Source organism: Pseudomonas sp. B21-009 (assembly GCF_024749345.1).
GTDB lineage: Bacteria > Pseudomonadota > Gammaproteobacteria > Pseudomonadales > Pseudomonadaceae > Aquipseudomonas.
The window spans coordinates 4,262,243-4,284,174 of the sequence record NZ_CP087199.1 but is presented as its reverse complement, the minus strand read 5'-3'; the positions used below and the strand labels follow the sequence as shown (position 1 = coordinate 4,284,174).

At 62.5% G+C, this 21,932-nt stretch carries 23 protein-coding genes and 1 tRNA gene; 13 read left to right on the top strand and 11 right to left on the bottom strand.

The annotated features are described in order from the left end of the window. Nucleotides 1–58: 58 nt before the first annotated feature. Nucleotides 59–748 (bottom strand): crotonase/enoyl-CoA hydratase family protein, encoded by a 690-nt coding sequence (locus LOY34_RS19730; protein ID WP_045195264.1) that lies wholly within the window; start codon nucleotides 746–748, stop codon nucleotides 59–61. Nucleotides 749–833: 85 nt separating this feature from the next. On the opposite strand from LOY34_RS19730, the gene LOY34_RS19725 reads away from it, so the two are divergent. The 3 genes from LOY34_RS19725 (at nucleotide 834) to LOY34_RS19715 (ending at nucleotide 1,715) form a co-directional block, all read left to right on the top strand. Then, nucleotides 834–1,043, top strand: coding sequence for a hypothetical protein (locus LOY34_RS19725; protein WP_258663916.1), 210 nt, complete (start codon nucleotides 834–836; stop codon nucleotides 1,041–1,043). Further along, nucleotides 1,039–1,128 (top strand) — tRNA-Ser (locus tag LOY34_RS19720). Before LOY34_RS19725 ends, LOY34_RS19720 begins: the two co-directional genes overlap by 5 nt. A gap of 71 nt (nucleotides 1,129–1,199) precedes the next feature. Continuing rightward, nucleotides 1,200–1,715 (top strand): hypothetical protein, encoded by a 516-nt coding sequence (locus tag LOY34_RS19715; protein WP_195884776.1) that lies wholly within the window; start codon nucleotides 1,200–1,202, stop codon nucleotides 1,713–1,715. A gap of 45 nt (nucleotides 1,716–1,760) precedes the next feature. Here LOY34_RS19715 and LOY34_RS19710 read toward each other — a convergent pair whose 3' ends face one another. Next, a complete protein-coding gene (locus LOY34_RS19710) occupies nucleotides 1,761–3,890 on the bottom strand; it encodes a TonB-dependent siderophore receptor (protein WP_195884775.1) in 2,130 nt (709 codons plus the stop codon). A 227-nt stretch (nucleotides 3,891–4,117) separates the two neighbouring features. After that, on the bottom strand, nucleotides 4,118–4,498 hold the full coding sequence (locus LOY34_RS19705) for a hypothetical protein (protein WP_045195746.1): 381 nt from the start codon (nucleotides 4,496–4,498) through the stop codon (nucleotides 4,118–4,120). A gap of 459 nt (nucleotides 4,499–4,957) precedes the next feature. Between LOY34_RS19705 and LOY34_RS19700 the strand changes: the two genes are divergently transcribed. The 5 genes from LOY34_RS19700 to LOY34_RS19680 are packed head-to-tail and all read left to right on the top strand — an operon-like array spanning nucleotide 4,958 to nucleotide 11,287. Next, nucleotides 4,958–6,421, top strand: a complete 1,464-nt coding sequence (locus LOY34_RS19700) for a serralysin family metalloprotease (protein WP_195884774.1) — start codon at nucleotides 4,958–4,960, stop codon at nucleotides 6,419–6,421. A 54-nt stretch (nucleotides 6,422–6,475) separates the two neighbouring features. After that, complete coding sequence (locus tag LOY34_RS19695) at nucleotides 6,476–6,850, top strand: protease inhibitor Inh/omp19 family protein (protein ID WP_258665138.1); 375 nt, start codon at nucleotides 6,476–6,478, stop codon at nucleotides 6,848–6,850. Between the two features lie 46 nt (nucleotides 6,851–6,896). Beyond that, nucleotides 6,897–8,639: a type I secretion system permease/ATPase gene (locus LOY34_RS19690; RefSeq protein ID WP_093380513.1), complete on the top strand. Its 1,743-nt coding sequence runs from the start codon at nucleotides 6,897–6,899 to the stop codon at nucleotides 8,637–8,639. Then, entirely contained in the window at nucleotides 8,636–9,934 is a 1,299-nt protein-coding gene (locus LOY34_RS19685; RefSeq protein WP_195884773.1) for an HlyD family type I secretion periplasmic adaptor subunit, read from the top strand. The genes LOY34_RS19690 and LOY34_RS19685 overlap by 4 nt, the downstream gene beginning before the upstream one ends. 12 nt (nucleotides 9,935–9,946) lie before the next feature. Next, nucleotides 9,947–11,287, top strand: coding sequence for a TolC family outer membrane protein (locus LOY34_RS19680; RefSeq protein WP_230090887.1), 1,341 nt, complete (start codon nucleotides 9,947–9,949; stop codon nucleotides 11,285–11,287). On the opposite strand, the gene LOY34_RS19675 is transcribed toward LOY34_RS19680, so the two are convergent. Then, nucleotides 11,284–12,477: an MFS transporter gene (locus LOY34_RS19675; protein WP_195884772.1), complete on the bottom strand. Its 1,194-nt coding sequence runs from the start codon at nucleotides 12,475–12,477 to the stop codon at nucleotides 11,284–11,286. The genes LOY34_RS19680 and LOY34_RS19675 overlap by 4 nt on opposite strands. 106 nt (nucleotides 12,478–12,583) lie before the next feature. Between LOY34_RS19675 and LOY34_RS19670 the strand changes: the two genes are divergently transcribed. After that, nucleotides 12,584–13,471, top strand: a complete 888-nt coding sequence (locus LOY34_RS19670) for a LysR family transcriptional regulator (protein WP_258663913.1) — start codon at nucleotides 12,584–12,586, stop codon at nucleotides 13,469–13,471. A 6-nt stretch (nucleotides 13,472–13,477) separates the two neighbouring features. Here LOY34_RS19670 and LOY34_RS19665 read toward each other — a convergent pair whose 3' ends face one another. After that, complete coding sequence (locus tag LOY34_RS19665; RefSeq protein WP_195884770.1) at nucleotides 13,478–14,227, bottom strand: 3-oxoacyl-ACP reductase family protein; 750 nt, start codon at nucleotides 14,225–14,227, stop codon at nucleotides 13,478–13,480. A 123-nt stretch (nucleotides 14,228–14,350) separates the two neighbouring features. On the opposite strand from LOY34_RS19665, the gene LOY34_RS19660 reads away from it, so the two are divergent. Beyond that, a complete protein-coding gene (locus LOY34_RS19660) occupies nucleotides 14,351–15,283 on the top strand; it encodes a LysR family transcriptional regulator (protein ID WP_093380520.1) in 933 nt (310 codons plus the stop codon). 17 nt (nucleotides 15,284–15,300) lie between these two features. Here LOY34_RS19660 and LOY34_RS19655 read toward each other — a convergent pair whose 3' ends face one another. Together LOY34_RS19655 and LOY34_RS19650 are read right to left on the bottom strand one after the other, a co-directional pair. Then, on the bottom strand, nucleotides 15,301–15,783 hold the full coding sequence (locus tag LOY34_RS19655) for a transcription elongation factor GreAB (RefSeq protein WP_123567219.1): 483 nt from the start codon (nucleotides 15,781–15,783) through the stop codon (nucleotides 15,301–15,303). 4 nt (nucleotides 15,784–15,787) lie between these two features. Next, nucleotides 15,788–16,174 carry a hypothetical protein gene (locus tag LOY34_RS19650; protein ID WP_195884769.1) on the bottom strand — a complete coding sequence of 129 codons (387 nt, stop codon included), beginning with the start codon at nucleotides 16,172–16,174 and terminating at the stop codon, nucleotides 15,788–15,790. A gap of 122 nt (nucleotides 16,175–16,296) precedes the next feature. Here LOY34_RS19650 and earP point away from each other — a divergent pair, with 122 nt between their 5' ends. Then, nucleotides 16,297–17,427 carry an elongation factor P maturation arginine rhamnosyltransferase EarP gene (earP, locus tag LOY34_RS19645; RefSeq protein ID WP_195884768.1) on the top strand — a complete coding sequence of 377 codons (1,131 nt, stop codon included), beginning with the start codon at nucleotides 16,297–16,299 and terminating at the stop codon, nucleotides 17,425–17,427. 48 nt (nucleotides 17,428–17,475) lie between these two features. Further along, nucleotides 17,476–18,048: an elongation factor P gene (locus LOY34_RS19640; protein WP_038994110.1), complete on the top strand. Its 573-nt coding sequence runs from the start codon at nucleotides 17,476–17,478 to the stop codon at nucleotides 18,046–18,048. Between the two features lie 69 nt (nucleotides 18,049–18,117). Here LOY34_RS19640 and LOY34_RS19635 read toward each other — a convergent pair whose 3' ends face one another. The 3 genes from LOY34_RS19635 to LOY34_RS19625 all read right to left on the bottom strand — a co-directional run bounded on the left by LOY34_RS19635 (nucleotide 18,118) and on the right by LOY34_RS19625 (nucleotide 20,148). Continuing rightward, complete coding sequence (locus LOY34_RS19635; RefSeq protein ID WP_195884767.1) at nucleotides 18,118–18,546, bottom strand: organic hydroperoxide resistance protein; 429 nt, start codon at nucleotides 18,544–18,546, stop codon at nucleotides 18,118–18,120. Nucleotides 18,547–18,673: 127 nt separating this feature from the next. Continuing rightward, complete coding sequence (locus LOY34_RS19630; protein WP_093380528.1) at nucleotides 18,674–19,135, bottom strand: MarR family winged helix-turn-helix transcriptional regulator; 462 nt, start codon at nucleotides 19,133–19,135, stop codon at nucleotides 18,674–18,676. A 56-nt stretch (nucleotides 19,136–19,191) separates the two neighbouring features. Then, nucleotides 19,192–20,148 carry a LysR family transcriptional regulator gene (locus LOY34_RS19625; protein ID WP_195884766.1) on the bottom strand — a complete coding sequence of 319 codons (957 nt, stop codon included), beginning with the start codon at nucleotides 20,146–20,148 and terminating at the stop codon, nucleotides 19,192–19,194. A gap of 111 nt (nucleotides 20,149–20,259) precedes the next feature. Between LOY34_RS19625 and LOY34_RS19620 the strand changes: the two genes are divergently transcribed. Beyond that, entirely contained in the window at nucleotides 20,260–21,009 is a 750-nt protein-coding gene (locus LOY34_RS19620) for a sulfite exporter TauE/SafE family protein (protein ID WP_195884765.1), read from the top strand. Here LOY34_RS19620 and LOY34_RS19615 read toward each other — a convergent pair. Next, nucleotides 20,999–21,853: a LysR family transcriptional regulator gene (locus tag LOY34_RS19615; RefSeq protein ID WP_093380535.1), complete on the bottom strand. Its 855-nt coding sequence runs from the start codon at nucleotides 21,851–21,853 to the stop codon at nucleotides 20,999–21,001. The genes LOY34_RS19620 and LOY34_RS19615 overlap by 11 nt on opposite strands. Nucleotides 21,854–21,932: the final 79 nt, after the last annotated feature.

Here is a 21,932-nt window from a genome sequence, read left to right as displayed (position 1 = left end):
TCATTGGGCGGGACAGGCCTGATTACACAATTAGTTGCAATCAGGCCTTGGTAGGGGGTCAGCCGAGGTGTTCCTGGTCGCGGATGATCGCGTCGTCGAGCAGCTCCAGCAGAGCTTTGCGCACCTTGAGCTTGGTGTGCTTGTGGGCGTTCATGTTGATCTTCTTCAACTGCCGGGCGGCAGTCAGCGCAGCTTCCTGAAGTTGCTCGACCGGCACGACCTTGTCGAGGAAACCGGCGTCGACGGCGCTGACCGGGTCGAACATCTCGGCATTGATCACCGAGCGGTGGAATGCTGCACGGCGCAGTCGATCGCGGGCCAGTTCAATACCGGCGTGGTGCATGGTCATGCCGATCTGCACTTCATTAAGGCCAATGCTGAACGGGCCTTCGACACCGATGCGGTAGTCGGCCGAGAGCAGCAGGAAAGCGCCCTTGGCCACCGCGTGGCCCGGGCAGGCGACGATGATCGGGAACGGGTGCGAAAGCATGCGCCGGGCCAGGGTCGAGCCTGCGGTGACCAGGCTGACGGCTTCTTTAGGGCCTGCGGTCATGACTTTGAGGTCATAGCCGCCGGACAGAATGCCGGGCTGGCCGGTGATGATTACCACCGCGCGGTCCTGCACGGCCTGGTCGAGGGCGGCATTGAAGGCCTTGATGACGTCAGGCGAGATGGCGTTGACCTTGCCGTTGTTCAGGGTCAGGGTGGCAATGCCGTCTTCGAGGTGGTAGGTAATCAGCTCACTCATGACAGAGTTCCTTAAAGGGGAGTGGGGCAGACGTTACTCAGGCAAGTGCCCGAGGTAAAGCGCTGTGACTGACTGACCGGTCAGCTTGACGGCCCGTTCGCTCGTGCTGACGGGAGTAGGTGAATCGGCGCTGTCAAAGCACGCCAGAGAATGGCGGCTTTGCCCTGTGTACCGTGGTTTTTTGCTTGAATGGCTTAAGCGCATGAATATTCTGAAAAAAACCTTTGCCATCAGAACCTCTTTCGACTACATTAGCGCGCCTCGACAGGCTGAACTGCTTGAAGAGAAACGGTGAAGTGTCCGAGTGGCTGAAGGAGCACGCCTGGAAAGTGTGTATACAGGAAACTGTATCAAGGGTTCGAATCCCTTCTTCACCGCCATATCTAGAAAAGCCCCCGACCTGAACAAGGTCGGGGGCTTTTTGTTTTGCCCATGAAAAAGGATGTTTCAGATGCTCAAAGAATGTTTTACCAAGGCGCAGATCCTCGCCGCCGAACAATTGCTGACCTTGGTCAGCCCGTCGGCGGCAATGGCCAGCCAGCATGTCCAGGCCCTGCGCGAGGTCGAGCTGGATGAAGACGACATCGAGGAATTCGAGGACGATCCGCAGCAACTGATGTACATCGTCAAGGACGTGGCAGACTGGGAGTCGGTGTTCTTTGTCGACTGGAAAGACACCGAGTCTTTTGTGCAGAGCGTGCAGCAGTTGGCCGAGGCACGGGATGCCGACGTTACGTTCGGCGTCGAGGACGCGGAAGATGAAGACTTCCTCGAAGGCACCACGGTGCCCGAACTGATGGTCACCGCCCACGACGAACTGCACAAGCAGGGCCTGGTGCTGTGGAACTGGTCTACCGACGGTGACTGCTACAGCGGTTTCATTACCACCAGGGACGTGGCGACGCAGCTGGTGGCGTTGGGTGAGGTGTTGGAAGTGGAAATTCGCGAGGGTAGCGAGCCGTTCTGACGGCGGTGTCTTCATCGCGGGTCAAGTCGACCCGCGATGAGCCCCTCAGAAGCTCACAGACGCCGAAACCCGTGCGGTGCGCGGCGCCCCCTGAAACAGATAACCATCCCCCAGGTACTCCCCGGCATCGCGCCAGTAGCGTTTGTCGAAGACGTTATCCACCATCAGCCGCAGCACCGTGTCGTAACCACCAATCCTGGTGCTGTAACGGCTGCCCAGGTCAAACACCGCATAGCTGCCGACCTCAACCGTTCCAGCCTGATTGGCGTACTTGCTGGCGCTGTAGCGCGCACCGCCGAGCAGGGCCAGGCCCGGGATCGGCAGGCTGTAGTCGGCCTGCACCGCAGCGCGCAAGTTCGGTACGTTGAGCGCCTGATGGTCTTCGTAGTCAGCTGTGCCGCTGTTTTTGACCCGCGCGCGAATTGCCGCAGCACTGGCGTTGATCTGCAGGTTGGAGGTCAGCCAGCCGCTGGCGCCCAGTTCCAGGCCGATGTTTTTTTGCTGGCCTTGCTGCACATAGGTGAAACCACCGGCACCGTCAGGTTGTGAATACTGATAGGCCTGGCGCAGCTGGAACAGCGCGGCGCTCAGGCTCAGGCGTTGCCAGTCGCGCTTGATGCCGACTTCCAGTTGATGGGACAGGGTCGGCGCAAGAATCTCGGCACCGTTACTAGCGAACCACGGCGCAGTACCGCCGGAAGACAGGCCCTTGCTATAGCTGGTGTACAGGGCGATGTCCGGGCGCGGCTTGTAGATCAGCGCGGCATTGGGCAACAGTTGATAGTCGCGGGTGTGGCGGCCTGAGTTGCCATCTTCGCCGAAGGTTTTTTCATCCAGGCGCACCAGGCGTGCGCCCAGCACGGTCTGCCAGTGCTCATTGAAACTGATGCGGTCGCTGGCGAATATTCCGTATTGGCGGCTGTCGAGTCTGCGGGTGCTGTGGCCAGGGTTTTTTTCAGACGGCTCCAGCGCCGGCGTTTGTTGATAGATGTTGCCGCTGCCGATCCACTCGTTGAAATAGGGGCGCTGATCGAGGGTTCGACGCTGAGCGCTGCTACCGATGGTCAGCTCGTGGCCAACGCCCAGGCTGTCGAAGCGGCCATTGAGCGCCACTTGAGCCTCATCGGTGCGTCGGGTGTCGTCGGGGCTGCGGTAGTCATAAATGTCATAGTCGCCTGCCTCGCTGAAGTAGGCGCCTTCACTCGACCCCCAGGCAAACGAACTGTAGTCATCGATCACCACCTTGCTGCGCGAGGCGCTGACGCTGCCCGTCCAGTTGTCACTGAAGCGATATTCGAAGCGCCCGCCAAGGTTCAGCGAGTCGATGCTCACCGGGTTGGCCCAGTGCTGATAGGCCAGGCGGTCATGCGGGTCGATGCCGTGGGGCAGGCTGTTGCCGCCGAGCAACTGGTAGCCCGGCACCGAACGCTGCTCGCGCTGCTGGTATTCGGCATCCAGCTGCAGCACGGCGTCGGGGTTGATCTGCCAGTCGAAGGCCAGCGAGGCGAAGTCGCGCTTGCCGTCGGCGTGGTCGACGTAGCTGCGGATGTCCTCATGCGCCAGGTTGGCGCGCAGGCCGAACTGACGCTCGCTGCCGAACCAGCCGCCGAGGTCGGTGGCCAGGTAGCGCTCGCCTTGTTCGTTGCTTGAAACCGTCACCGAGCGCACATCCTCCGGGCGCTTGGTCACGTAGTTGATCAGGCCACCGGGTTCCGACACGCCGCTTTGCAACCCCGACAGGCCCTTGAGCAACTCGACCTGTTGCTTGTTCTCCAGCGCCACGTTCTGCTCGCCGGCGATGGTCTGGCCGTTGATCTTGTAGCTGCTGGCGGCGTTGAGCTCGAAGCCGCGCACGTTGAAGTTTTCGTAGTATCCGATCGGCGCATAGCTTTCACCCACCGAGGCATCGCTTTGCAGCACTTCACTGAGCTTGCGCACCTGGCGGTCGGCCAGCAGTTGCTCGTTGAACACTGCAATCGAGGCCGGGGTATCGAGCAGTGGCGCCGGCTGGAAACCGCCGACCGCGGCTTCGCGGGCCTGGTACCCCTCGCTATAGACCTGCGACACCTGCAGCGGGGCCAGGGTGATGCTGTCCTCGGCCAGGCTGTGTGTAGCCGGCAGGGCCAGGCTCAGGCCGAGCAGGCGCAAGGGCAGGCGAGGGCGAGGCAGGGTCATGCAGGAGCTCCTTGAAAACGAACGCGAACGCGCCGTTATCGATCGGCTGCTGTCCGGCAGGGCGTATTTGCCCGATAGGCGATGAGGGGCGCGAGCCCGGGTGGCGAAAGCCTGCCGGGTATTGCGCCGGGCAGGCGGGGGCGCAATCTTAGCAGGGGCGACCGGTTGGCGGCGCCCCTGTTTTCAATCGATTGTCATGACCATGAACGTACGAGGGCTGTGCGGATTCAGCCGTTCGCTGCCGCCTGGCTGTGGCGTCGCCAATTGCCGTCGATTTTCGACCAGGTCTTCTTGTCGGTGATGGCCATCAGCTTGCGACCATCCTTGAAGGTCGCCAGGAAGGTCACTTCTTCTTCCTTGCCGCCTAGCCAAAGGCCGGCGATCAGGCCGACCGGGCCGGCCACCAGGGCGCCGGCAACGCCCCAGCCCAGCGCACTGCTCAGGCTGCGGCTGGATTCCTGATTGGCGACGATCAGATCGGTAATGCGGGTCAGGGCGATTTTCTCGCCAGGTGAGGGGCTGCGGGCGGTCTTGAGTGTGAGCGATCCATTGCGGTACTCGCCTTCACCTTGCAAGAAATCGCCGGATTGAACCGTGAGTCTTGTCATAGTGGCATCCAGGTTGAAAGGGCTGTTGACCAATCCCTACTCAGCGCCCGGGCCCGTCACAAGTCAATGGCCAGCCGACGGAGGGTCACCCGCTAGTTGTCACAAAAAAGTAAAGGCTCAGAATCACCGGGCTATAACGGCATGTCGCATTCTTATAATTAAACTTCGATTATGCAACTAAAACTGTCGGGTCAGTTTTCGTCTAGGGCCGGGGTTTTTGTCAGTCTCGATATATCGTCGTTTGCGCAAATGTATACGCATTGGCTAAATCAAGGGTTTGCGCGTGTAGGACAATAAACAATTAGTCTTATTGAAAATTGACGTCAAAAAAAGCTGGACAGTTCAATTCCACCTGTGTCAGTTTTTCCCCGCCTCATTCAGGCGAGTGATAGGACGATCTCGCCGCAGGAGCGTCCTATCGGACAACAACTGCTTTTTTGTAAACAAGGAAGTGTCTGTATGTCGAAAGTCAAAGAAAGCGCTATTGTTTCAGCTGGCTCTGTATTGCAACCGCACGGTGCAAGTTCCGCTTACAGCCTGATCAATAGTTTCGGCCATCAATATGATCGCGGCGGCAGTGCGACAGTCAATGGCAAACCTTCGTTCTCGGTCGACCAGGCCGCTACCCAGTTGCTGCGCGACGGCGCTGCCTGGAAAGACCTGAACAAGGACGGCACCATCAGCCTGACCTATACCTTCCTGACCAAGGCACCTTCTGACTTCTACGGTCAGGGGCTGGGCTCGTTCAGCGCCTTTTCCGCGCAGCAGAAAGCCCAGGCCAAACTGTCCATGCAGTCGTGGGCGGACGTGGCCAAGGTCACCTTCAAGGAAGGCGCCTCGGGCGGCGACGGTCACATGACCTTCGGCAACTACAGCGATGGCAGCACCGGCGGCGCGGCATTCGCCTACCTGCCGTTCGACGGTCCGGGCTCGCACAAGGGCGAATCCTGGTACCTGATCAACAATCAGTACCAGGCCAACGTCAACCCGGAAAACGGCAACTACGGCCGTCAGACCCTGACCCACGAAATCGGCCACGTCCTGGGCCTGTCCCACCCCGGCGACTACAACGCCGGCGAAGGCTACCCGACCTATGCCGATGCTACCTACGGCCAGGACACCCGTGGCTACAGCGTCATGAGTTACTGGGGCGAGAGCAACACCAGCCAGAACTTCACCAAGGGCGGTGTGCAGGTGTACTCCTCGGCACCGCTGATGGATGACATCGCCGCCATCCAGAAGCTCTATGGCGCCAACTACGCGACCCGCTCCGGCGACACCGTGTATGGCTTCAACTCCACCGCTGATCGCGACTTCTACTCGGCCACCTCGGCCTCGTCGAAAATCGTCTTCTCGGTGTGGGACGGTGGCGGCAACGACACCCTGGACTTCTCCGGTTTTACCCAGAACCAGAAGATCAACCTCAATGACGCGTCGTTCTCCGACGTCGGCGGCATGATCGGCAATATTTCCATTGCCAAGGGTGCCATTGTCGAGAACGCCATCGGCGGCTCGGGCAACGACCTGCTGATCGGCAACGCCGTGGCCAACGAGCTCAAGGGTGGTGCCGGCAACGACATCATCTACGGCGGCGGCGGTGCCGACAAACTCTGGGGTGGTGCCGGTTCCGACACCTTCATCTTCGCTGCCAGCAGCGATTCGACCCCGAGCAATCCCGACCGCATCATGGATTTCGTCAGCGGTCAGGACAAAATCGATCTGTCGGCAATGTCGGCCTTTGCTGTCAACAAGCTGCCGCTGCAGTTCGTTGATGCCTTCACCGGCCATGCCGGCGAAGCGGTGCTGAGCTTCGATCAGGCAAGCAACCTCGGTAGCCTGTCGATCGACTTCACCGGCAACAGCCTGTCTGATTTCCTGGTGACCACTGTAGGTCAGGCGGTCGCCACGGATATCGTGGTCTGATAGCAAACTGAAAGGGCGGCGCCGATGCGCCGCCTTTTCCGAGGCGGACAGATAATGGCTTTGAAGCGAATGATCGCGCTCGGCGCGATTCCCCTGATGTTGATGACCGAGGTCGGTATGGCAAGCAGCCTGCTACTCCCCACGCCCGCGCAACTGGCCGGTGACTGGATGCTTTACCCCGAAAACGATCGAGCCGCGGGTTGTGAAATGCACCTGGATGCAGCGCAAACCTTGCGCGGCGATCTCGAATGCGTAGCAGGGCTGATTGGGCAGCGCCCCAGCGGCTGGCTGCCGACCACTGATACGCTGGCTTTGCTTGATGGCAGCGGTAGCGCGATGGTGCACTTTAACCGTTATAAGCCAGGTATCTTCAAATGGACTTCCATATCCGGAAAGATACTCTTGCTGGAACGTAAGAATAAAGAATAAAGCCTTGTAGGCGATTGCCGATTTTTCAGGGATAGAAAGGCGGACAATGAACAAGCCGACTCATAAAGCCGGGGCACCCCTGTGGGCAGCACTGGCCGATCACAAGTCCACGCTATTGAGTGTGGGTTGTTTTACCGCGTTGATTAACCTGCTTATGTTGGTGCCCTCGATTTATATGCTGCAAGTGTATGATCGGGTACTGTCTTCGCAAAACGAAACAACCCTGTGGATGTTGACGTTGATGGTAGTCGGCTTCTTCGTATTTATCGGCGCGCTGGAAGCGATCCGCAGTTTTATTGTTATCCGGGTTGGCAACCAGCTGGAGCAGGGCTTTAACCTCCACGTCTACCGTGCAGCCTTTGAGCGCAACTTGCGCCAGGGTGACGGGCAGGCCGGGCAAGCACTTAACGACCTCACGCAAGTGAGGCAATTTGTCACCGGTCCTGCACTGTTTGCCTTCTTTGATGCACCCTGGTTTCCGATTTATCTGGCAGTGATTTTCCTCTTCAACGTCTGGCTGGGTGTCATGGCCTGTGCCGGGGCGCTGCTGCTGATTGCCCTGGCGGTGCTCAACGAACGCCTGACTCACAAGCCGCTGGTTGAGGCCAGCGGTTTCCAGCAGCAGTCCACGCACCTGGCCAGCAGCCAGTTGCACAATGCCGAGAGCATCCAGGCCATGGGCATGCTTGGCGCCTTGCGCCAGCGCTGGTTTGCCTTGCATTCGCGCTTTTTGAACCTGCAAAACCAGGCCAGCGATACCTCGGCGGTGATCACCGCGGTGAGCAAGTCGCTGCGCCTGTGCCTGCAGTCCCTGGTGCTAGGGCTGGGCGCCCTGCTGGTGATCGAGGGGCAGATGACCCCGGGGATGATGATCGCCGGTTCCATCCTCATGGGCCGGGTGCTCAGCCCGATCGATCAGCTGATTGCCGTGTGGAAGCAGTGGAGTGGCGCGCACATGGCCTATCAGCGCCTGGATGGCCTGCTGCGCGCGTTTCCCGAGCCGCCGGCGCCGATGGCCTTGCCAGCGCCAAGCGGGCGCCTGGGCTTCGAACAGGTCAGCGCCGGGCCGCCTGGCAAGCGCGTGGCCACCTTGCAGCAGATCAGTTTCAACCTGGGTGCCGGCGAAGTACTTGGCGTGCTCGGCACCTCCGGCTCGGGCAAGTCGACCCTGGCCAAGGTGCTGGTCGGCGTCTGGCCGACCCTGGCCGGTACCGTGCGCCTGGACGGCGCCGACCTGCACCGCTGGGACCGCGAGGCCCTCGGCCCGCATATCGGCTACCTGCCGCAGAACATCGAACTGCTGCGCGGCAGCATTGCCGAGAACATTGCCCGCTTTGCCGAGCTCGACGGCCTCAAGGTGGTCGAAGCCGCGCGCCAGGCCGGCGTGCACGAACTGATTCTGCGCCTGCCGCAAGGCTATGACACACGCCTGGGCGAAGACGGCGGCGACCTGTCAGGCGGGCAGAAGCAACGCATCGCCCTGGCCCGGGCCCTGTACGGCGGGCCGAGCCTGATCGTGCTCGATGAACCCAATTCCAACCTCGACACCAGCGGCGAAGCGGCGCTGGCCACTGCCATCGCCCAGATGAAAGCCCAGGGCCGCACCGTAGTGCTGGTTACGCACCGCTCGGCCGCCCTGGCCCAGGCGGATAAACTGCTGGTGCTCAGCGAGGGCCGGATGCAGGCCTTTGGCCCGACCCATGAAGTCATGCAGGCCCTGAGCCGCGCCCAGGAACAGGCCCAGCGCCAACCTGCGAATGCCGCATTGGCAACCGGAGGTGGCGCATGAGCCAGGTCGATAAAAGCCGCAGTGCCCGATTTTACGTGCGCCTGGGCTGGCTGCTGACCCTGGTCGGCTTTGGTGGTTTTATCACGTGGGCAACTCTGGCGCCGCTCGATCAAGGCATTGCCGTGCAGGGCACCGTGGTGGTCTCGGGCAAGCGCAAGGCGGTGCAATCCCTGGCCGGTGGCGTGGTCAGCCGCATCCTGGTCAGCGAAGGCCAGTTGGTAAAACAGGGTCAGCCGTTGTTTCGCCTCGACCAGACCCAGGTCCAGGCCGATGTGCAATCGCTGCAGGCCCAGTACCGTTTGGCCTGGGCCAGCCTGGCGCGCTGGCAGAGCGAGCGCGACAACCTCGGCGCAATCATCTTTCCACCGCAGCTTGCCAGCAACCCCGACCCGCAGCTGAGCCTGGTGCTCGAGAGCCAGCGCCAGCTGTTCAGCAGCCGCCGTGATGCCCAGGCCCGCGAGCAGGCCGGGCTGACCGCCAGTATCGACGGCGCCGTGGCTCAGTTGGCCGGCATGCGCCGCGCCCGTGGCGACCTGCAGGCCCAGGCCGATTCGCTGCGTGAGCAGTTGGAGAACCTCAAGCCGCTGGCAATTCAGGGCTACATTCCGCGCAACCGCTTGCTCGAGTATCAGCGCCAGTTGTCCCAGGTCCAGCGCGACCTGGCGCAAAACAGCGGCGACAGCGCGCGGCTGGAGCAGGGCATTGTCGAGTCGCGGCTGAACCTGCAGCAGCGGCGCGAGGAATATCAGAAAGAGGTGCGCAGCCAGTTGGCCGAAGCGCAACTGAAAAGCCTGACCCTTGAGCAGCAACTGACCTCGGCCGGTTTCGACCTGCAGCACAGCGAGATCCTCGCCCCGGCCGACGGCATTGCGGTCAACCTTGGCGTGCATACCGAGGGCGCGGTGGTGCGCGCCGGCGAAACCTTGCTGGAGGTGGTGCCCCAGGGCACCGCCCTGGAAGTGGAAGGGCGCCTGCCGGTCAACCTTGTGGATAAAGTCGCGATGCAGCTGCCTGTGGATATCCTCTTCACCGCCTTCAACCAGAGCAGCACACCGCGGGTGTCGGGCGAGGTGGCGCTGATTTCCGCCGACCAGTTGCTCGATGACAAGACCGGCCAGCCGTATTACGTGCTGCGCAGCACCGTCAGCGAGCAGGCCCTGGCGCGCCTTGACGGGCTGGTGATCAAGCCGGGCATGCCGGCCGAATTGTTCGTGCGTACCGGCGAGCGCTCGATGCTCAATTACCTGTTCAAACCCCTGCTCGACCGGGCAGGCACCGCGTTGACCGAACAATAAGGAAGCCCGTGGATGAAAAGCTTGATGACCGGGCTGCTGGCGGCGTTCGCCCTGACAACAGGGGCGGGCGCGCAGGCCATGGGGCCGTTTCAGGTGTATGAACAGGCGCTGCGCAAGGACCCGGTGTTCCTCGGCGCGCTCAAGGCCCGCGACGCCGGGCAGGAAAACCGCACCATTGGCCGCGCCGGTTTGCTGCCAAACCTGTCGTACAACTACAACAAGGGTCGCAACGATTCCAAGGCCCGTTACCTGGGCGATTCGCGGCGCGAAGATGAAGACCGCCACTACAACAGCTACGGCTCGACCTTCATCCTTCAGCAGCCGTTGCTCGACTACGAGGCCTACGCCAGTTACCGCAAGGGCGTGGCCCAGGCGCTGTTTGCCGACGAGGAGTTTCGCGGCAAGAGCCAGGAACTGCTGGTGCGGGTGATGACCAGCTATACCCAGGCGCTGTTCGCCGACGACCAGATCAGCATCAGTGTCGCCAGCAAGCAGGCCTATCAACAGCAGTTCCAGCAGAACCAGCAACTGTTCCAGCAGGGCGAGGGCACCCGTACCGACATCCTCGAAGCCCAGGCCCGCTATGAGCTGGCCGACGCCGAGGAGATCCAGGCCCGTAACGACCAGGACGCCGCCCTGCGCGAGCTGGGGGCGCTGATTGGCGAGCCTTCGGCGCGCATCGACGAGCTGGCGCCGCTCAACGACGGCTTTGCCCTGCTGGCGCTGCAGCCTGCGACCTACGAGGCCTGGCATGAGCTGGCCCTGGCCAACAACCCGCAACTGGCGTCCCAGCGCCAGGCCCTGGAAGTGGCCGGATTCGAGGTGGAGCGCAACCGGGCCGGGCACCTGCCCAAGGTCACGGCTTACGCGACTTCTCGGCAAATGCAGTCCGACAGTGGCAACACCTATAACCAGCGCTATGACACCAACACCATCGGCATCGAAGTCAGCCTGCCGTTGTTTGCCGGGGGCGGGGTGTCGGCGGCCACCCGTCAGGCCAGCCGCAACCTGGAGCAGGCCGAATATGAACTGGACGGCAACACCCGTACCACCCTGATCGAGCTGCGCCGCCAGTACAACGCCTGCCAGTCCGGCGTCAGCCGCCTGCGTGCCTATCAGCGCGCGCTGACTTCGGCCGAGGCGCTGGTGCAATCGACCCGCCAGAGTGTGCTGGGTGGCGAGCGGGTCAACCTCGATGTGCTCAATGCCGAGCAGCAACTGGCGACCACCCGCCGCGACCTGGCCCAGGCCCGCTACGACTATTTGCTGGCCTGGATCAAGCTGCACTACTACGCCGGGACCCTGCGCGAGGAGCACCTGGCGAGGGTCGATGAAGCCTTTGTGCGCCGTTAGGCGATACCCGGGCGCACGGCGCGCTGGCGCTCAGCCAGGCCCCAGACCAGCAGGGCCAGGGCGCCGATGCTCAGGCCGGCGATGACGATGCCGTCCCAGCCATAGCGCTGGAACAGCTGCGTGCCGAGCAGCGAGCCGAGGGCGCCGCCGATGAAGTAGCAGGTGATGTAGCCGGCATTCAGGCGGTTGCGCGCTTCCGGACGCAGGACAATCACCGCGTTCTGGTTGCTCACGTGCACCAGTTGCACCGCCAGGTCGAGCAACAGCACGCCAACCAGCAATGCCGTCAGCGACGACTGCGCAAAGGCCAGCGGTACCCACGAAAGCAGCAGTACCAGCAAGCCCACCGTGGTGCCCAGCGGGCCTTTGCCGCGGTCGGCCAGGCGCCCGGCCCAGTTGGCCGACAGGGCCCCGGCGGCACCGGCCAGGCCAAACAGGCCGATCACTGCGTCGGAATAGTGGTAAGGCTCGGCCGACAGCAGAAAGGCCAGCGGCGTCCAGAACAAGGCGAACAGGCTGAACGACAACAGCCCCAGCAGCGAGCGCAAGCGCAGGATCGGCTCGTCGACGAACAGGCGGAACACCGAGCCGAGCAGCGCCGGATAACTGAGCCCAGCGTGCTGGTGACGCTCGGGCAGGGCGCGGAACAGGGCGATCGCCGACAGCCCCATCAACCCTGCCGCCAGCAGGTAGATGCTGCGCCAGCTACCCAGTTCAGCCATGAAGCCGGCAGCCGTGCGCGCCAGCAGGATGCCCAGCAGCAGCCCGCTCATCAGCGTGCCGACCACCCGCCCGCGTTGCGCCGGATCACTCAGGCCCGCCGCCATCGGCACCAGCACTTGGGCGACCACCGAAAACAGGCCGGTGAGGGTGGTGCCGATCAGCAGCCATATCAGGCTTGGCGAAAAGGCGCTGATCAGCAGGCCCAGGGTGCTGATGGCAATCATGCTGACGATCAGTTTGCGTTGTTCGAACAGGTCGCCCAGCGGTGCCAGCAGCAACAGGCCGGCGCCGTAGCTCAGTTGCGCGGCCATGACGATGGCCCCGGCGCTGGCGGTGGTCAGGCCGAAATGCTCGGCGATGCTGTGCAGCAAGGGTTGTGCGTAGTAGTTGCTGGCGACCGCGAGGCCTGTGGCAGTGGCCATCAGCAAAATCAGGCCGCGGCTCAGGGGGTGGGTGGCAGAGGTCATGGACCGTCTCTAATCAGTGGCAGTTGGAGGTGACAGTATGGGAAATGCGCTAGCATGACGCCAATGTATCGTTTTCATTCTATCCATCTTGAAAATAGATCGATCCATGAATCTCAAGCAGATTGAATATGCCTTGGCGGTAGTCGACACCGGCAGCTTCACCCGCGCCGCCGAGCGCTGCCATGTGGTGCAGTCGGCCTTGAGCCATCAGATTGCCAGGTTGGAAGATACCCTCGGCGTCAGCCTGTTCGAGCGTAGCTCGCGGCGCGTGCGCCTGACGCCTGCGGGGGAAGCTTTTGTGCAAAGCGCGCGGCCAGCACTGGAGGCGACCCGAAGGATTGCCGAGGATGTTGCCGCCGCCTGCGGTGAAGTGCGCGGGCAATTGTCGATCGGCGAGATCACCTCGCTGACCGAGCTGGACCTGGTCGATCTGCTGGCTGATTTTCATGCCCAACATCCACGGGTGGACATCCGCTGGCTGATGGCCAAGAGCGAGTTGCTGATCGCCGACGTGCGCGAGCGACGCCTGGACGTGGGTTTTATCGGAATCTGGCCGGGCGAGCGGCTGGAAGGCGTCGAGTACCGCCTGCTGGCCGAAGAAGAATTGGTGGCGGTGATGGCTGTCGAGCACCCTTTGGCAGGCAAGACTCGCTTGTCCCTGGCCGATCTTGAAGCCCAGCCGCTGGTGGATTTTCCCGCCGGTAGCGGCGCGCGCCGGCAAACTGACGAAGCCTTTGCTGCCGCCGGAGTGCGCCATCGGGTGCAGTTCGAAATGACCAACATCCGCCTGGTGGAGAAATTCGCCAAGCGCGGCCTGGCGATCGGCCTGGTGCCGGCGCGAATTGCCAACGGCTTCAATGGCGTGGCGTCGGTAGCGGTTGAGGATGCGCCGGTGCGTCACGTTTATGCGATCTGGTCGACGCACCCGACCCCGGCCGCCAGGGCCTTTGTCCAGTTGATTGAACAGCGCCTGGCCGACAGGGACGGTCATTGACTGGCCTCAGGCCGCGAAGCCGCCATCGATGCTCAGGCTTGCGCCAGTGATGTACGCCGCCTCCGGGCCGGCCAGGTAGGCGACGAAGCTGGCGATCTCATCGACGTGGCCGTAGCGACCCACCGCCATCAAGCCCATCAGGCTTTCAGCGAACTCGCCCTGGGCCGGGTTCATGTCGGTGTCCACCGGCCCCGGCTGGACGTTGTTGATGGTGATGCCCAGGGGGCCGAGGTCACGGGCCAGACCGCGGGTCAGGCCGACCAGCGCCGACTTGCTCATGGCATAGGGGCCGCCACCGGCGAAGGGCATGCGCTCGGCATTGGTGCTGCCGATGTTGATGATCCGCCCGCCCTGGCCCATGTGCCGGGCAGCGGCCTGGGTGGCGACGAAAACGCTGCGCACATTCACCGCCAGGGTACGGTCGAAGTCTTCCAGGCTGAAATCCGCCAGTGGCCCGACGGCCAGTACCCCGGCGTTGTTGACCAGGATATCCAGGCCACCGAAGGCCTCGACGGTGCTTGCCACAGCTTGCTGCACGGCGCTGGCATCGGCGCTGTCGGCCTTGATTGCCAGGGCCTTGCCGCCGGCGGCGATGATGCTCTGCTGCAAGGCATCGGCCTGGGCCGTGGCATTGGCGTAGGTGAAGGCGACACTGGCGCCTTCGGCGGCCAGGCGTTTGACGATGGCAGCGCCGATACCGCGCGAGCCACCCTGGATCAGGGCTACTTTACCGTTGAGGCTGAATTGGGTCGACATGCTGTGCTCCCGAAAGAACAAGGCCGGATGCCTTGGATGGTGCTCAGTATCGGCCGCTGATTACCCTGCCGGTAGCCAGTAATCGCTATAGTCTGTGTAAACCAGAAGTATGGAATCGCCGCGATGGAGTCGTTCAGCAGTATCGAGTGTTTTGTCCGCAGCGCCGAGGTCGGCAGCTTTGCCGAAGCCGCGCGGCGCCTGAGCCTGACCCCGGCGGCAGTGGGCAAGAACGTCGCCCGCCTGGAGGCACGCCTGGGTGTGCGCTTGTTCCAGCGCAGTACTCGGCGCCTGACCCTGACCGAGGCCGGCCAGCGTTTTCTCGGTGAGGTAGCGGCGAGTTTCCAGACCATCCAGTACGCCGTGGCTAACCTTGCCAGTGCCGAAGGGCAGCCGGCCGGCACCCTGAAAGTGAGCATGGGCACGGTGTTCGGCCGTCTGTACATTGTGCCGCTGCTGGCTGAGTTCCTGCGGCGCTACCCGGCCATCAGCCCTGATTGGCATTTTGATAACCGCCAGGTCGACCTGATTGGCCAGGGTTTCGATGCGGCCATTGGCGGCGGCTTCGATCTGCCGCAAGGCGTGGTGGCGCGCAAGCTGACTCCGGCGCACCGGATTCTGGTAGCGGCGCCGGCCTACCTGCAGCAGCATCCGCCGATCACCCAGCCTGGCGACTTGCACGCACTCGATGGCATCCTCATCCGTTCGCCGCAAACCGGGCGTGTGCGCTCCTGGCCGCTGACCAGCCGCGAGCGGGAACAAAGTCCGTTGAGCCTGCGCCTGCGCATGACCATGAGCGATTCGGAAGCCGCCTGCGCGGCAGCGGAGCAGGGCCTGGGCGTAGCGCTGGTGAGCATGCCATTTGCCGTGCCATACCTGCAGGCCGGGCGGCTGCTGCGAGTGTTGCCGGACTGGTATGTGGACGACGGCAACATCTCGCTGTACTACGCCGAACACAAACTGTTGCCGGGCAAGACCCGGGCCTTTGTCGATTTTATCATCGAGCAGTTTGCCAGCCAGGGGTTGGCGCAGCGCTTTGATGCTTTGGGATCTTTGTGAAGGCGCAGCCTTCCTGATCACAGAACCTTGAGGATGAAGTAACGCTGGGGCACGCCGCCGAGCACCAGGCTGACCTCATCCTCTTCGACCTTGCCGAGCAGGCCCTGACCCAGTGGCGAGCGCGGGGTGATCACCGTGACCAGGTGCTCGCCCTGGCCAATCTTCAGGCCCGCGCCTTCGGGGCCGAGGAATAACTGCTGGCAACTGCCGTTCTCGGCCTCGAGGGTCACCAGGTTGCTGACCTGGATGCCGCGTTGCGGGTCATAGTCGCGCAGCAGCAACTGCTGGTACGCCGCCCGCGCCTGGCGGATCTCTTCCATGCGCCGGGCTTGCCCGGTGGCCAGGTACGAAGCCTCAAGGCCCAGGGTGTCGTACTTGTTCTCGGCGATGTTCTCTTCGGCGGTGGCCGCTTCATAGGCGGTTTGCGCCGCGCGCTGGGCGACGTCCAGGTCGAAGGTCAGGGTATCGATGATGCGTTGCAACAGGTCGGCTTTGTTCATGGTGTCAGTTGCAAAATTCCAGGACATGGGCGCGACTTTTTTCCGTGGGCAGGTTGCGGTTTTGCTGCAGCCAGAACTGGCACTTGGGGTTGGACAGGTTGCGCATGCTGCCTTGTGCCTGTTCTTCGGCCTGCTGTACCTGCTGGTTGCGCAGGATCTGCTGGTACTGCTCGAACATCTGCTGTTGCGGGTCTGCCGCCGGCGGGGGCGCCGGGGCGATGGCAGGCGGCGCAAGCACCTGGCCGATCGGCGGCACCGTCGCAGGAAGCAGGCGCCCGGCCAGCCACAGGCTCAGGGCGATGGCCACGGCGCCAAGCCACAGGCCCAGGGCAACGCACAGGATCAGTTGCAGCGGCTTGAGGGTGATCTTCAGTTCGCGAGGGCGGGGCATGATGGCCTCCTGGCCAGGACACGGGTGGCCATTGTCGCATGGTGCAGCAGGTTTTTTACCTGCCACGCTTTTGTCTGCGATGATTTACCCGGACAATCGGCGCTTTTTCCAAGGGGCCCGCGATGAAAGCGCACTGGGACATCTTTTGTTGTGTCGTCGACAACTACGGTGACATCGGCGTGACCTGGCGCCTGGCCCGGCAATTGGTGGCCGAGCAGGGCCAGGCGGTGCGCCTGTGGGTGGATGACCTGAAGGCGTTCGTGCGTATTTGTCCCGCGGCCCGGGCCGATGCCGCCCAGCAATGGCAACAGGGCGTTGATGTGCGCCAATGGCCTGGCGAGTGGCAGGACACGGCGGTAGCGCAGGTGGTGATTGGCGCGTTCGCTTGTCAGTTGCCGCCCGCTTATGTGCAGGCGATGCACGATCAGCCACGTGCGCCATTGTGGCTGAACCTGGATTATCTCAGCGCCGAAGACTGGGTCGAAGGCTGCCATGGTTTGCCGTCGCCCCAGGCCAATGGCTTGCGCAAGGTGTTTTTCTTTCCGGGCTTCACCCGCAAAACCGGCGGCTTGCTGCGTGAGGCGAACCTGTTGGCACAACGCGACGTGCTGCAGCAGGACCCTGCCGCACGCACCGCGTTTCTGCAGCGCCTGGGCGTGACGCCAGCGGCAAACGCCCGCCTGATTTCGCTGTTCGCCTACGAAAACCCCGGCGTGGCCAGCTGGCTCGAGGCCCTGGCTGGCGACAGCCGCGCCAATCATCTACTGGTGCCTGAAGGCCGGGTGCTGGGCGATGTTCAGGCCTGGCTCGGCGAGCCGCTGTGCGTCGGCAGTGTTGCCCGGCGCGGCGCACTGACCGTGCAGATCCTGCCGTTCGTCAGCCAGGACGATTACGACCGGCTGCTGTGGAGCTGCGATTTCAATGCAGTGCGCGGTGAAGACTCTTTCGTTCGTGCGCAATGGGCGGCACGGCCGCTGCTTTGGCATATTTATGTGCAGGAAGAGTATGCCCACTGGGAAAAACTCGAAGCGTTTCTGGATCTGTACATCCAGGGCCTGAGCGCTGCGGCAGGCGACGCGCTGGTGCAATTGTGGCGCGCCTGGAACATGGACTGCGACATGGGCCAAGCCTGGCAGCAGGTGCTGCTGCACTGGGACGAACTCGACCAGCACGCCCGCCGCTGGAGCGCCGCGCAGGCCGCTCAGCCGGACCTTGCCACGGCGCTGGTACAGTTTTACCGAAATTGGCTATGATATGCGGCCTCGATTTTTGTAAATCCATCCAAATTCGGATATATCGCAATGAAAACTGGTAAAGAACTGAAACCCGGTACCGTGATCCGTATCGACAACGATCCATGGCTGGTTCAGAAGGCTGAGTTCACCAAGTCGGGCCGTAACAGCGCGATCATGAAAACCAAGCTGAAGAACCTGCTGACCGGCTACAAGACTGAAACCGTCTACTCGGCCGACGACAAGCTGGACGACGTAATCCTGGATCGCAAAGAAGCGACCCTGTCGTTCATCAACGGCGACACTTACACCTTCATGGACACCACTGACTACACCATGTACGAGCTGAACGCCGAAGACATCGAGGCCGTTCTGCCGTTCATCGAAGAAGGCATGGAAGACGTCTGCGAAGCCGTGTTCTTCGAAGAGCGCCTGGTTTCGGTTGACCTGCCAACCACCATCGTGCGTCAGGTTGACTACACCGAAGGTTCCGCTCGCGGCGACACTTCGGGCAAGGTCATGAAGCCTGCCAAGCTGAAGAACGGCACCGAGCTGAGCGTTGCTGACTTCATCGAAATCGGCGACTGGATCGAGATCGACACTCGCGAAGGCGGCTCCTACAAGGGCCGTGCCAAGGTCTAAGCCTGGCATTCCTGCGCAATCGAAAAACCCGGCCTTGGCCGGGTTTTTTTATGCCTGGGGTTTTATCACTCAGACAGTCACATGCAGGCGTACATCGACATTGCCACGGGTGGCATTGGAGTACGGACAAACCTTGTGGGCGGCTTCGACCATCGCTTGTGCCTCAGCCTGGTCCAGGCCCGGCAGGTTGATGTTCAGGTCGATATCCAGACCGAAGCCACCCGGGATCTGGCCGATGCCGACCTTGGCAGTGATCGAGCTGTCAGCAGGCAGGGCCTTTTTCTGCTGGCCGGCGACAAACTTCAGGGCGCCGATAAAGCAGGCCGAATAGCCGGCGGCAAACAGCTGTTCGGGGTTGGTGCCGTCACCACCGGCGCCGCCCAGTTCCTTGGGGGTGCTCAGCTGGACTTCCAGCTTGCCGTCGCTGGAGCTCGATTTACCGTCGCGGCCACCGGTGGATGTGGCTTGGGCAATGTACAGCGGAGTGACTTTTTGCATGATGAGCCTCGCTTGTGAGTGGCGCCGCGGCGCTGAGTGGGTACGGAAATTAAATTAGCGCGCAATTATTTAGTGCGCAAGATAATTTTTTGGCTGACCTACGAACGGTCATCTACCAGCATAGCCCTCAGAGGCTTTTTTGCAGGTTGGCGCGCAGTTCCAGCAAGTCGGCCTGCAGCTTTTGCAGGCGTTGGAGGTTCTCGCCACTGGCGGCGAGGATGCAGTGCGGCACATCCTTGGCCCGGGCTTGCAAGGCGCGGCCCTGGTCGCTCAACTGCACCAGCACGACCCGTTCATCTTCACGGCTGCGGGTACGCTTGAGCAGGCCTTCGGCTTCCAGGCGCTTGAGCAAGGGAGTGAGCGAGCCTGGATCGGTGAGCAGGCGCTGGCTTATCTCGCCGACGGTCAGGCCGTCCTGTTCCCACAGCACCAACATCGCCAGGTATTGTGGGTACGTGAGCCCAAGCTTGTGCAGCAGCGGCTTGTAGACCTTGGTCATCAGCAGCGAAGTCGAATGCAGAGCAAAGCACACCTGGTTATCCAGGCGCAGTTCGTCGCAGGGAGCGGGCGCTTTCGGGTCGGCGTTCATGCACATCCTTTCATGGGTTGAGTCCTTTAAATTTAGCACGCAAGTCATTAGCGCACTTACTGCCAGCGCAGCTCGCTTTGCAGCGCCAGGTCCCATGGCGGGATCGGGCTGAAGCGGCTCTTGAGGAATTCGAGCAGCAAACGGCTGCGAGAGTTCGTTTCATGTTCAAGGCGCAGGGCATAGATGCCACTGCTTTCGGCGCCGGGCAATCCGTTGTCACAGAATAGCGGCAGCAATTCGCCGCGCAGCAGGTACTCGCTGATCAGCCAGGTGGGCAGGTGGGCGATGCCCAGGCCGGCGAGGGCGCCGAACAGCAGGGTTTCGGCATTGTTGGCACTCATGCGCATGCGCGTCGGGCGGTACAGGCGCATCTGCCCCTCGACCGCGAAGCGCCAGGCGAAGGGCGGGGCCAGGCCGTCCCAGTCCAGGCCATCGTGTTCAGGCAGTTCAACCGGGCTGGCGGGAATGCCGCGCTGGGCCAGATAGCCGGGGCTGGCGCAGGCAATGCGCACCATATAGGCCAGCGGCGTGGCCACCAGGCGAGTGTCGGCTAGCGGGCCGGCGCGCAGTACCAGGTCGACTTCGCCCAGGTGCGCGCCGTGCAGGTCGACGAAGCTGTCGATCAGGCGCAGTTGTACGTCCAGGCCGGGATAGGCGACGAGGAAATCGGCGATGGCCGGGGCCAGGTGGCGGCGGCCGAAGGCGGCCGGGGCGTCGATGCGAATCAGGCCTTCCGGGGCATTGCTCAGCGACACCGCTTCAGCCCGGGCCAGGCGCAGTTCTTCGACAATTCGCCGGGCGCGCTCGGCAAAGGCATTGCCCGCCGGCGTAGGCCTTACCGCATGGGTACTGCGCACGAACAGGCGGCTGCCGACTGCGCTTTCCAGGCTGTCGATACGCCGTGCCACCGCCGAAGGCGTCAACGGATGACGCCTGGCAGTAGCGGAGAAGCTGCCGGTTTCCAGCACATCGAGAAACAGGCTGAGTTGTTCGGTCAGGGCGTCGGGGTTCATGGCGGCAGATCTGCTTTTGCGTAAATGGCACAGCCATTGTGCGTTGCTGTGCGTTTCCCCGCTAGCGCCAGCTCGGTAGCATGCAGCGCTTGGCACTTAAGAGAGACAGCAATGATCGAGTGGGCGATATACATAGCGCTAGGCGCGGCACTGGGCACCGTAGGCGGGTTGTTCGGCATTGGTGGCGGGCTGATCGCGATTCCGGCGTTGGGGGTGCTGTTCGGCCTCGACCAGCAACTGGCCCAGGGCACGGCGTTGGTGATGGTGGTACCCAACGTGCTGTTGGCACTGTGGCGGTATCACCAGCGCAATCGCATTGAGCTCAGGCATGCGCTGCCGCTGGCGGCGAGCAGCTTTGTGTTTGCCTGGCTGGGCTCGATCTGGGCGGTGGGCGTCGATGCCCAGGCGATGCGCTTTGGCTTCGTGCTGTTTCTGGTGGCGCTGGCGGCCTGGAACCTGGCGCGGATGTTCATGCGCACGGCGCAACCGTTTAGCGAGCTGCGCCAACCCTGGCCGTGGCTGGGCGTGCTGGGCAGCGGCGCCGGGGTGCTGGGCGGCTTGTTCGGGGTCGGCGGGGCGGTGGTGGCAACGCCGGTGCTGACCAGCGTGTTCGGCACCACCCAGGTGGTTGCCCAGGGTTTGTCGCTGGCGTTGGCGGCCCCGAGTACGGCCGTTACTTTGCTGACTTATGGTCTGCATCAACACGTGCAGTGGAGCATGGGCATCCCGCTGGCGATCGGTGGCCTGCTGAGCATCAGTTGGGGTGTGAAACTGGCTCACGCCTTGCCGGAAAAAGTCCTGCGTTCGCTGTTCTGCGGCTTTCTGGTGCTGTGCGCGGTAATGCTCGCGTTCAAGATCTGAAGCCCTCGATGATGTAGTCGGCCAGGCAGTCTGTCATTTCCGACTGCGTGGTGCGATTGCGCAGCAGCATGATGCTGGCGGTGGGCAGTGGGGGCAGGCCTTCGGCCTCGCCGATGATCTGCAAGTCGCTGGTGATCAGGCTCTGCAATTGCGCGGTGACCGCCAGGCCGGCGCTGACCACGGCCATGATCGCCGCGGTGCTGGCGCTGGTGTAGGCGATCCGGTACTCCTTCTCGATGGCATCCAGGGCGTTGCAGGCCCAGGTCCGGCAGTAACAATCGCAGTTGAACATCGCCAGCGGCAGCGGGTTGTGCTCATGCGGGCAGAAGCCCTGGGCCTGCACCCAGACTGCGCGCTCGCGGCGCAGCAACTGGCCGATTTCGTTGCCAGGCTCGCGAGTGACGATGGTCAGGTCCAGATCCTGGCGTTGCATCAGCTGCCGCGAACTTTCGCAGTGCACCTCGACTTGCACCAACGGATAGGCCTGGGCAAAACTTGAGAGGATGCCTGGCAAAAAGCGCATGGCGTAGTCGTCCGGGGTGCCGATGCGCACCACCCCGACCATGTGCGGCATGCGCAGGGTATTGAACACCTCGCCGTGCAACTTGAGGATCCGCCGGGCATAGCCCAGCAGCACCTGGCCCTCGGCGGTCAGGCGCACCTGGCGGCCATCGCGCTCGAACAACTGGCGCTGGATGATGTCCTCCTCCAGGCGTTTCATCTGCATGCTCACCGCCGACTGGGTACGGTTGACCACTTCGCCGGCACGGGTGAAGCCGCCGTGTTCGGCGATGGCGACAAAGGTGCGCAGTACGTCGGAATCGATACTCTGGTACTGGGACAAGGCATCAATCTCCTAGATGTATTACATAAGAAACATTCGTTGGATTGATCTTATGCCCGAGCTGACACTGTCGTCATCC

Coding starts and splice junctions, on each gene's coding strand:
- LOY34_RS19730 (WP_045195264.1), bottom strand. CDS start 748: ATGAGTGAGCTGATTACCTACCACCTCGAAGACGGCATTGCCACCCTG.
- LOY34_RS19715 (WP_195884776.1), top strand. CDS start 1,200: ATGCTCAAAGAATGTTTTACCAAGGCGCAGATCCTCGCCGCCGAACAA.
- LOY34_RS19710 (WP_195884775.1), bottom strand. CDS start 3,890: ATGACCCTGCCTCGCCCTCGCCTGCCCTTGCGCCTGCTCGGCCTGAGC.
- LOY34_RS19705 (WP_045195746.1), bottom strand. CDS start 4,498: ATGACAAGACTCACGGTTCAATCCGGCGATTTCTTGCAAGGTGAAGGC.
- LOY34_RS19700 (WP_195884774.1), top strand. CDS start 4,958: ATGTCGAAAGTCAAAGAAAGCGCTATTGTTTCAGCTGGCTCTGTATTG.
- LOY34_RS19695 (WP_258665138.1), top strand. CDS start 6,476: ATGGCTTTGAAGCGAATGATCGCGCTCGGCGCGATTCCCCTGATGTTG.
- LOY34_RS19690 (WP_093380513.1), top strand. CDS start 6,897: ATGAACAAGCCGACTCATAAAGCCGGGGCACCCCTGTGGGCAGCACTG.
- LOY34_RS19685 (WP_195884773.1), top strand. CDS start 8,636: ATGAGCCAGGTCGATAAAAGCCGCAGTGCCCGATTTTACGTGCGCCTG.
- LOY34_RS19680 (WP_230090887.1), top strand. CDS start 9,947: ATGAAAAGCTTGATGACCGGGCTGCTGGCGGCGTTCGCCCTGACAACA.
- LOY34_RS19675 (WP_195884772.1), bottom strand. CDS start 12,477: ATGACCTCTGCCACCCACCCCCTGAGCCGCGGCCTGATTTTGCTGATG.
- LOY34_RS19670 (WP_258663913.1), top strand. CDS start 12,584: ATGAATCTCAAGCAGATTGAATATGCCTTGGCGGTAGTCGACACCGGC.
- LOY34_RS19665 (WP_195884770.1), bottom strand. CDS start 14,227: ATGTCGACCCAATTCAGCCTCAACGGTAAAGTAGCCCTGATCCAGGGT.
- LOY34_RS19660 (WP_093380520.1), top strand. CDS start 14,351: ATGGAGTCGTTCAGCAGTATCGAGTGTTTTGTCCGCAGCGCCGAGGTC.
- LOY34_RS19655 (WP_123567219.1), bottom strand. CDS start 15,783: ATGAACAAAGCCGACCTGTTGCAACGCATCATCGATACCCTGACCTTC.
- LOY34_RS19650 (WP_195884769.1), bottom strand. CDS start 16,174: ATGCCCCGCCCTCGCGAACTGAAGATCACCCTCAAGCCGCTGCAACTG.
- earP (WP_195884768.1), top strand. CDS start 16,297: ATGAAAGCGCACTGGGACATCTTTTGTTGTGTCGTCGACAACTACGGT.
- LOY34_RS19640 (WP_038994110.1), top strand. CDS start 17,476: ATGAAAACTGGTAAAGAACTGAAACCCGGTACCGTGATCCGTATCGAC.
- LOY34_RS19635 (WP_195884767.1), bottom strand. CDS start 18,546: ATGCAAAAAGTCACTCCGCTGTACATTGCCCAAGCCACATCCACCGGT.
- LOY34_RS19630 (WP_093380528.1), bottom strand. CDS start 19,135: ATGAACGCCGACCCGAAAGCGCCCGCTCCCTGCGACGAACTGCGCCTG.
- LOY34_RS19625 (WP_195884766.1), bottom strand. CDS start 20,148: ATGAACCCCGACGCCCTGACCGAACAACTCAGCCTGTTTCTCGATGTG.
- LOY34_RS19620 (WP_195884765.1), top strand. CDS start 20,260: ATGATCGAGTGGGCGATATACATAGCGCTAGGCGCGGCACTGGGCACC.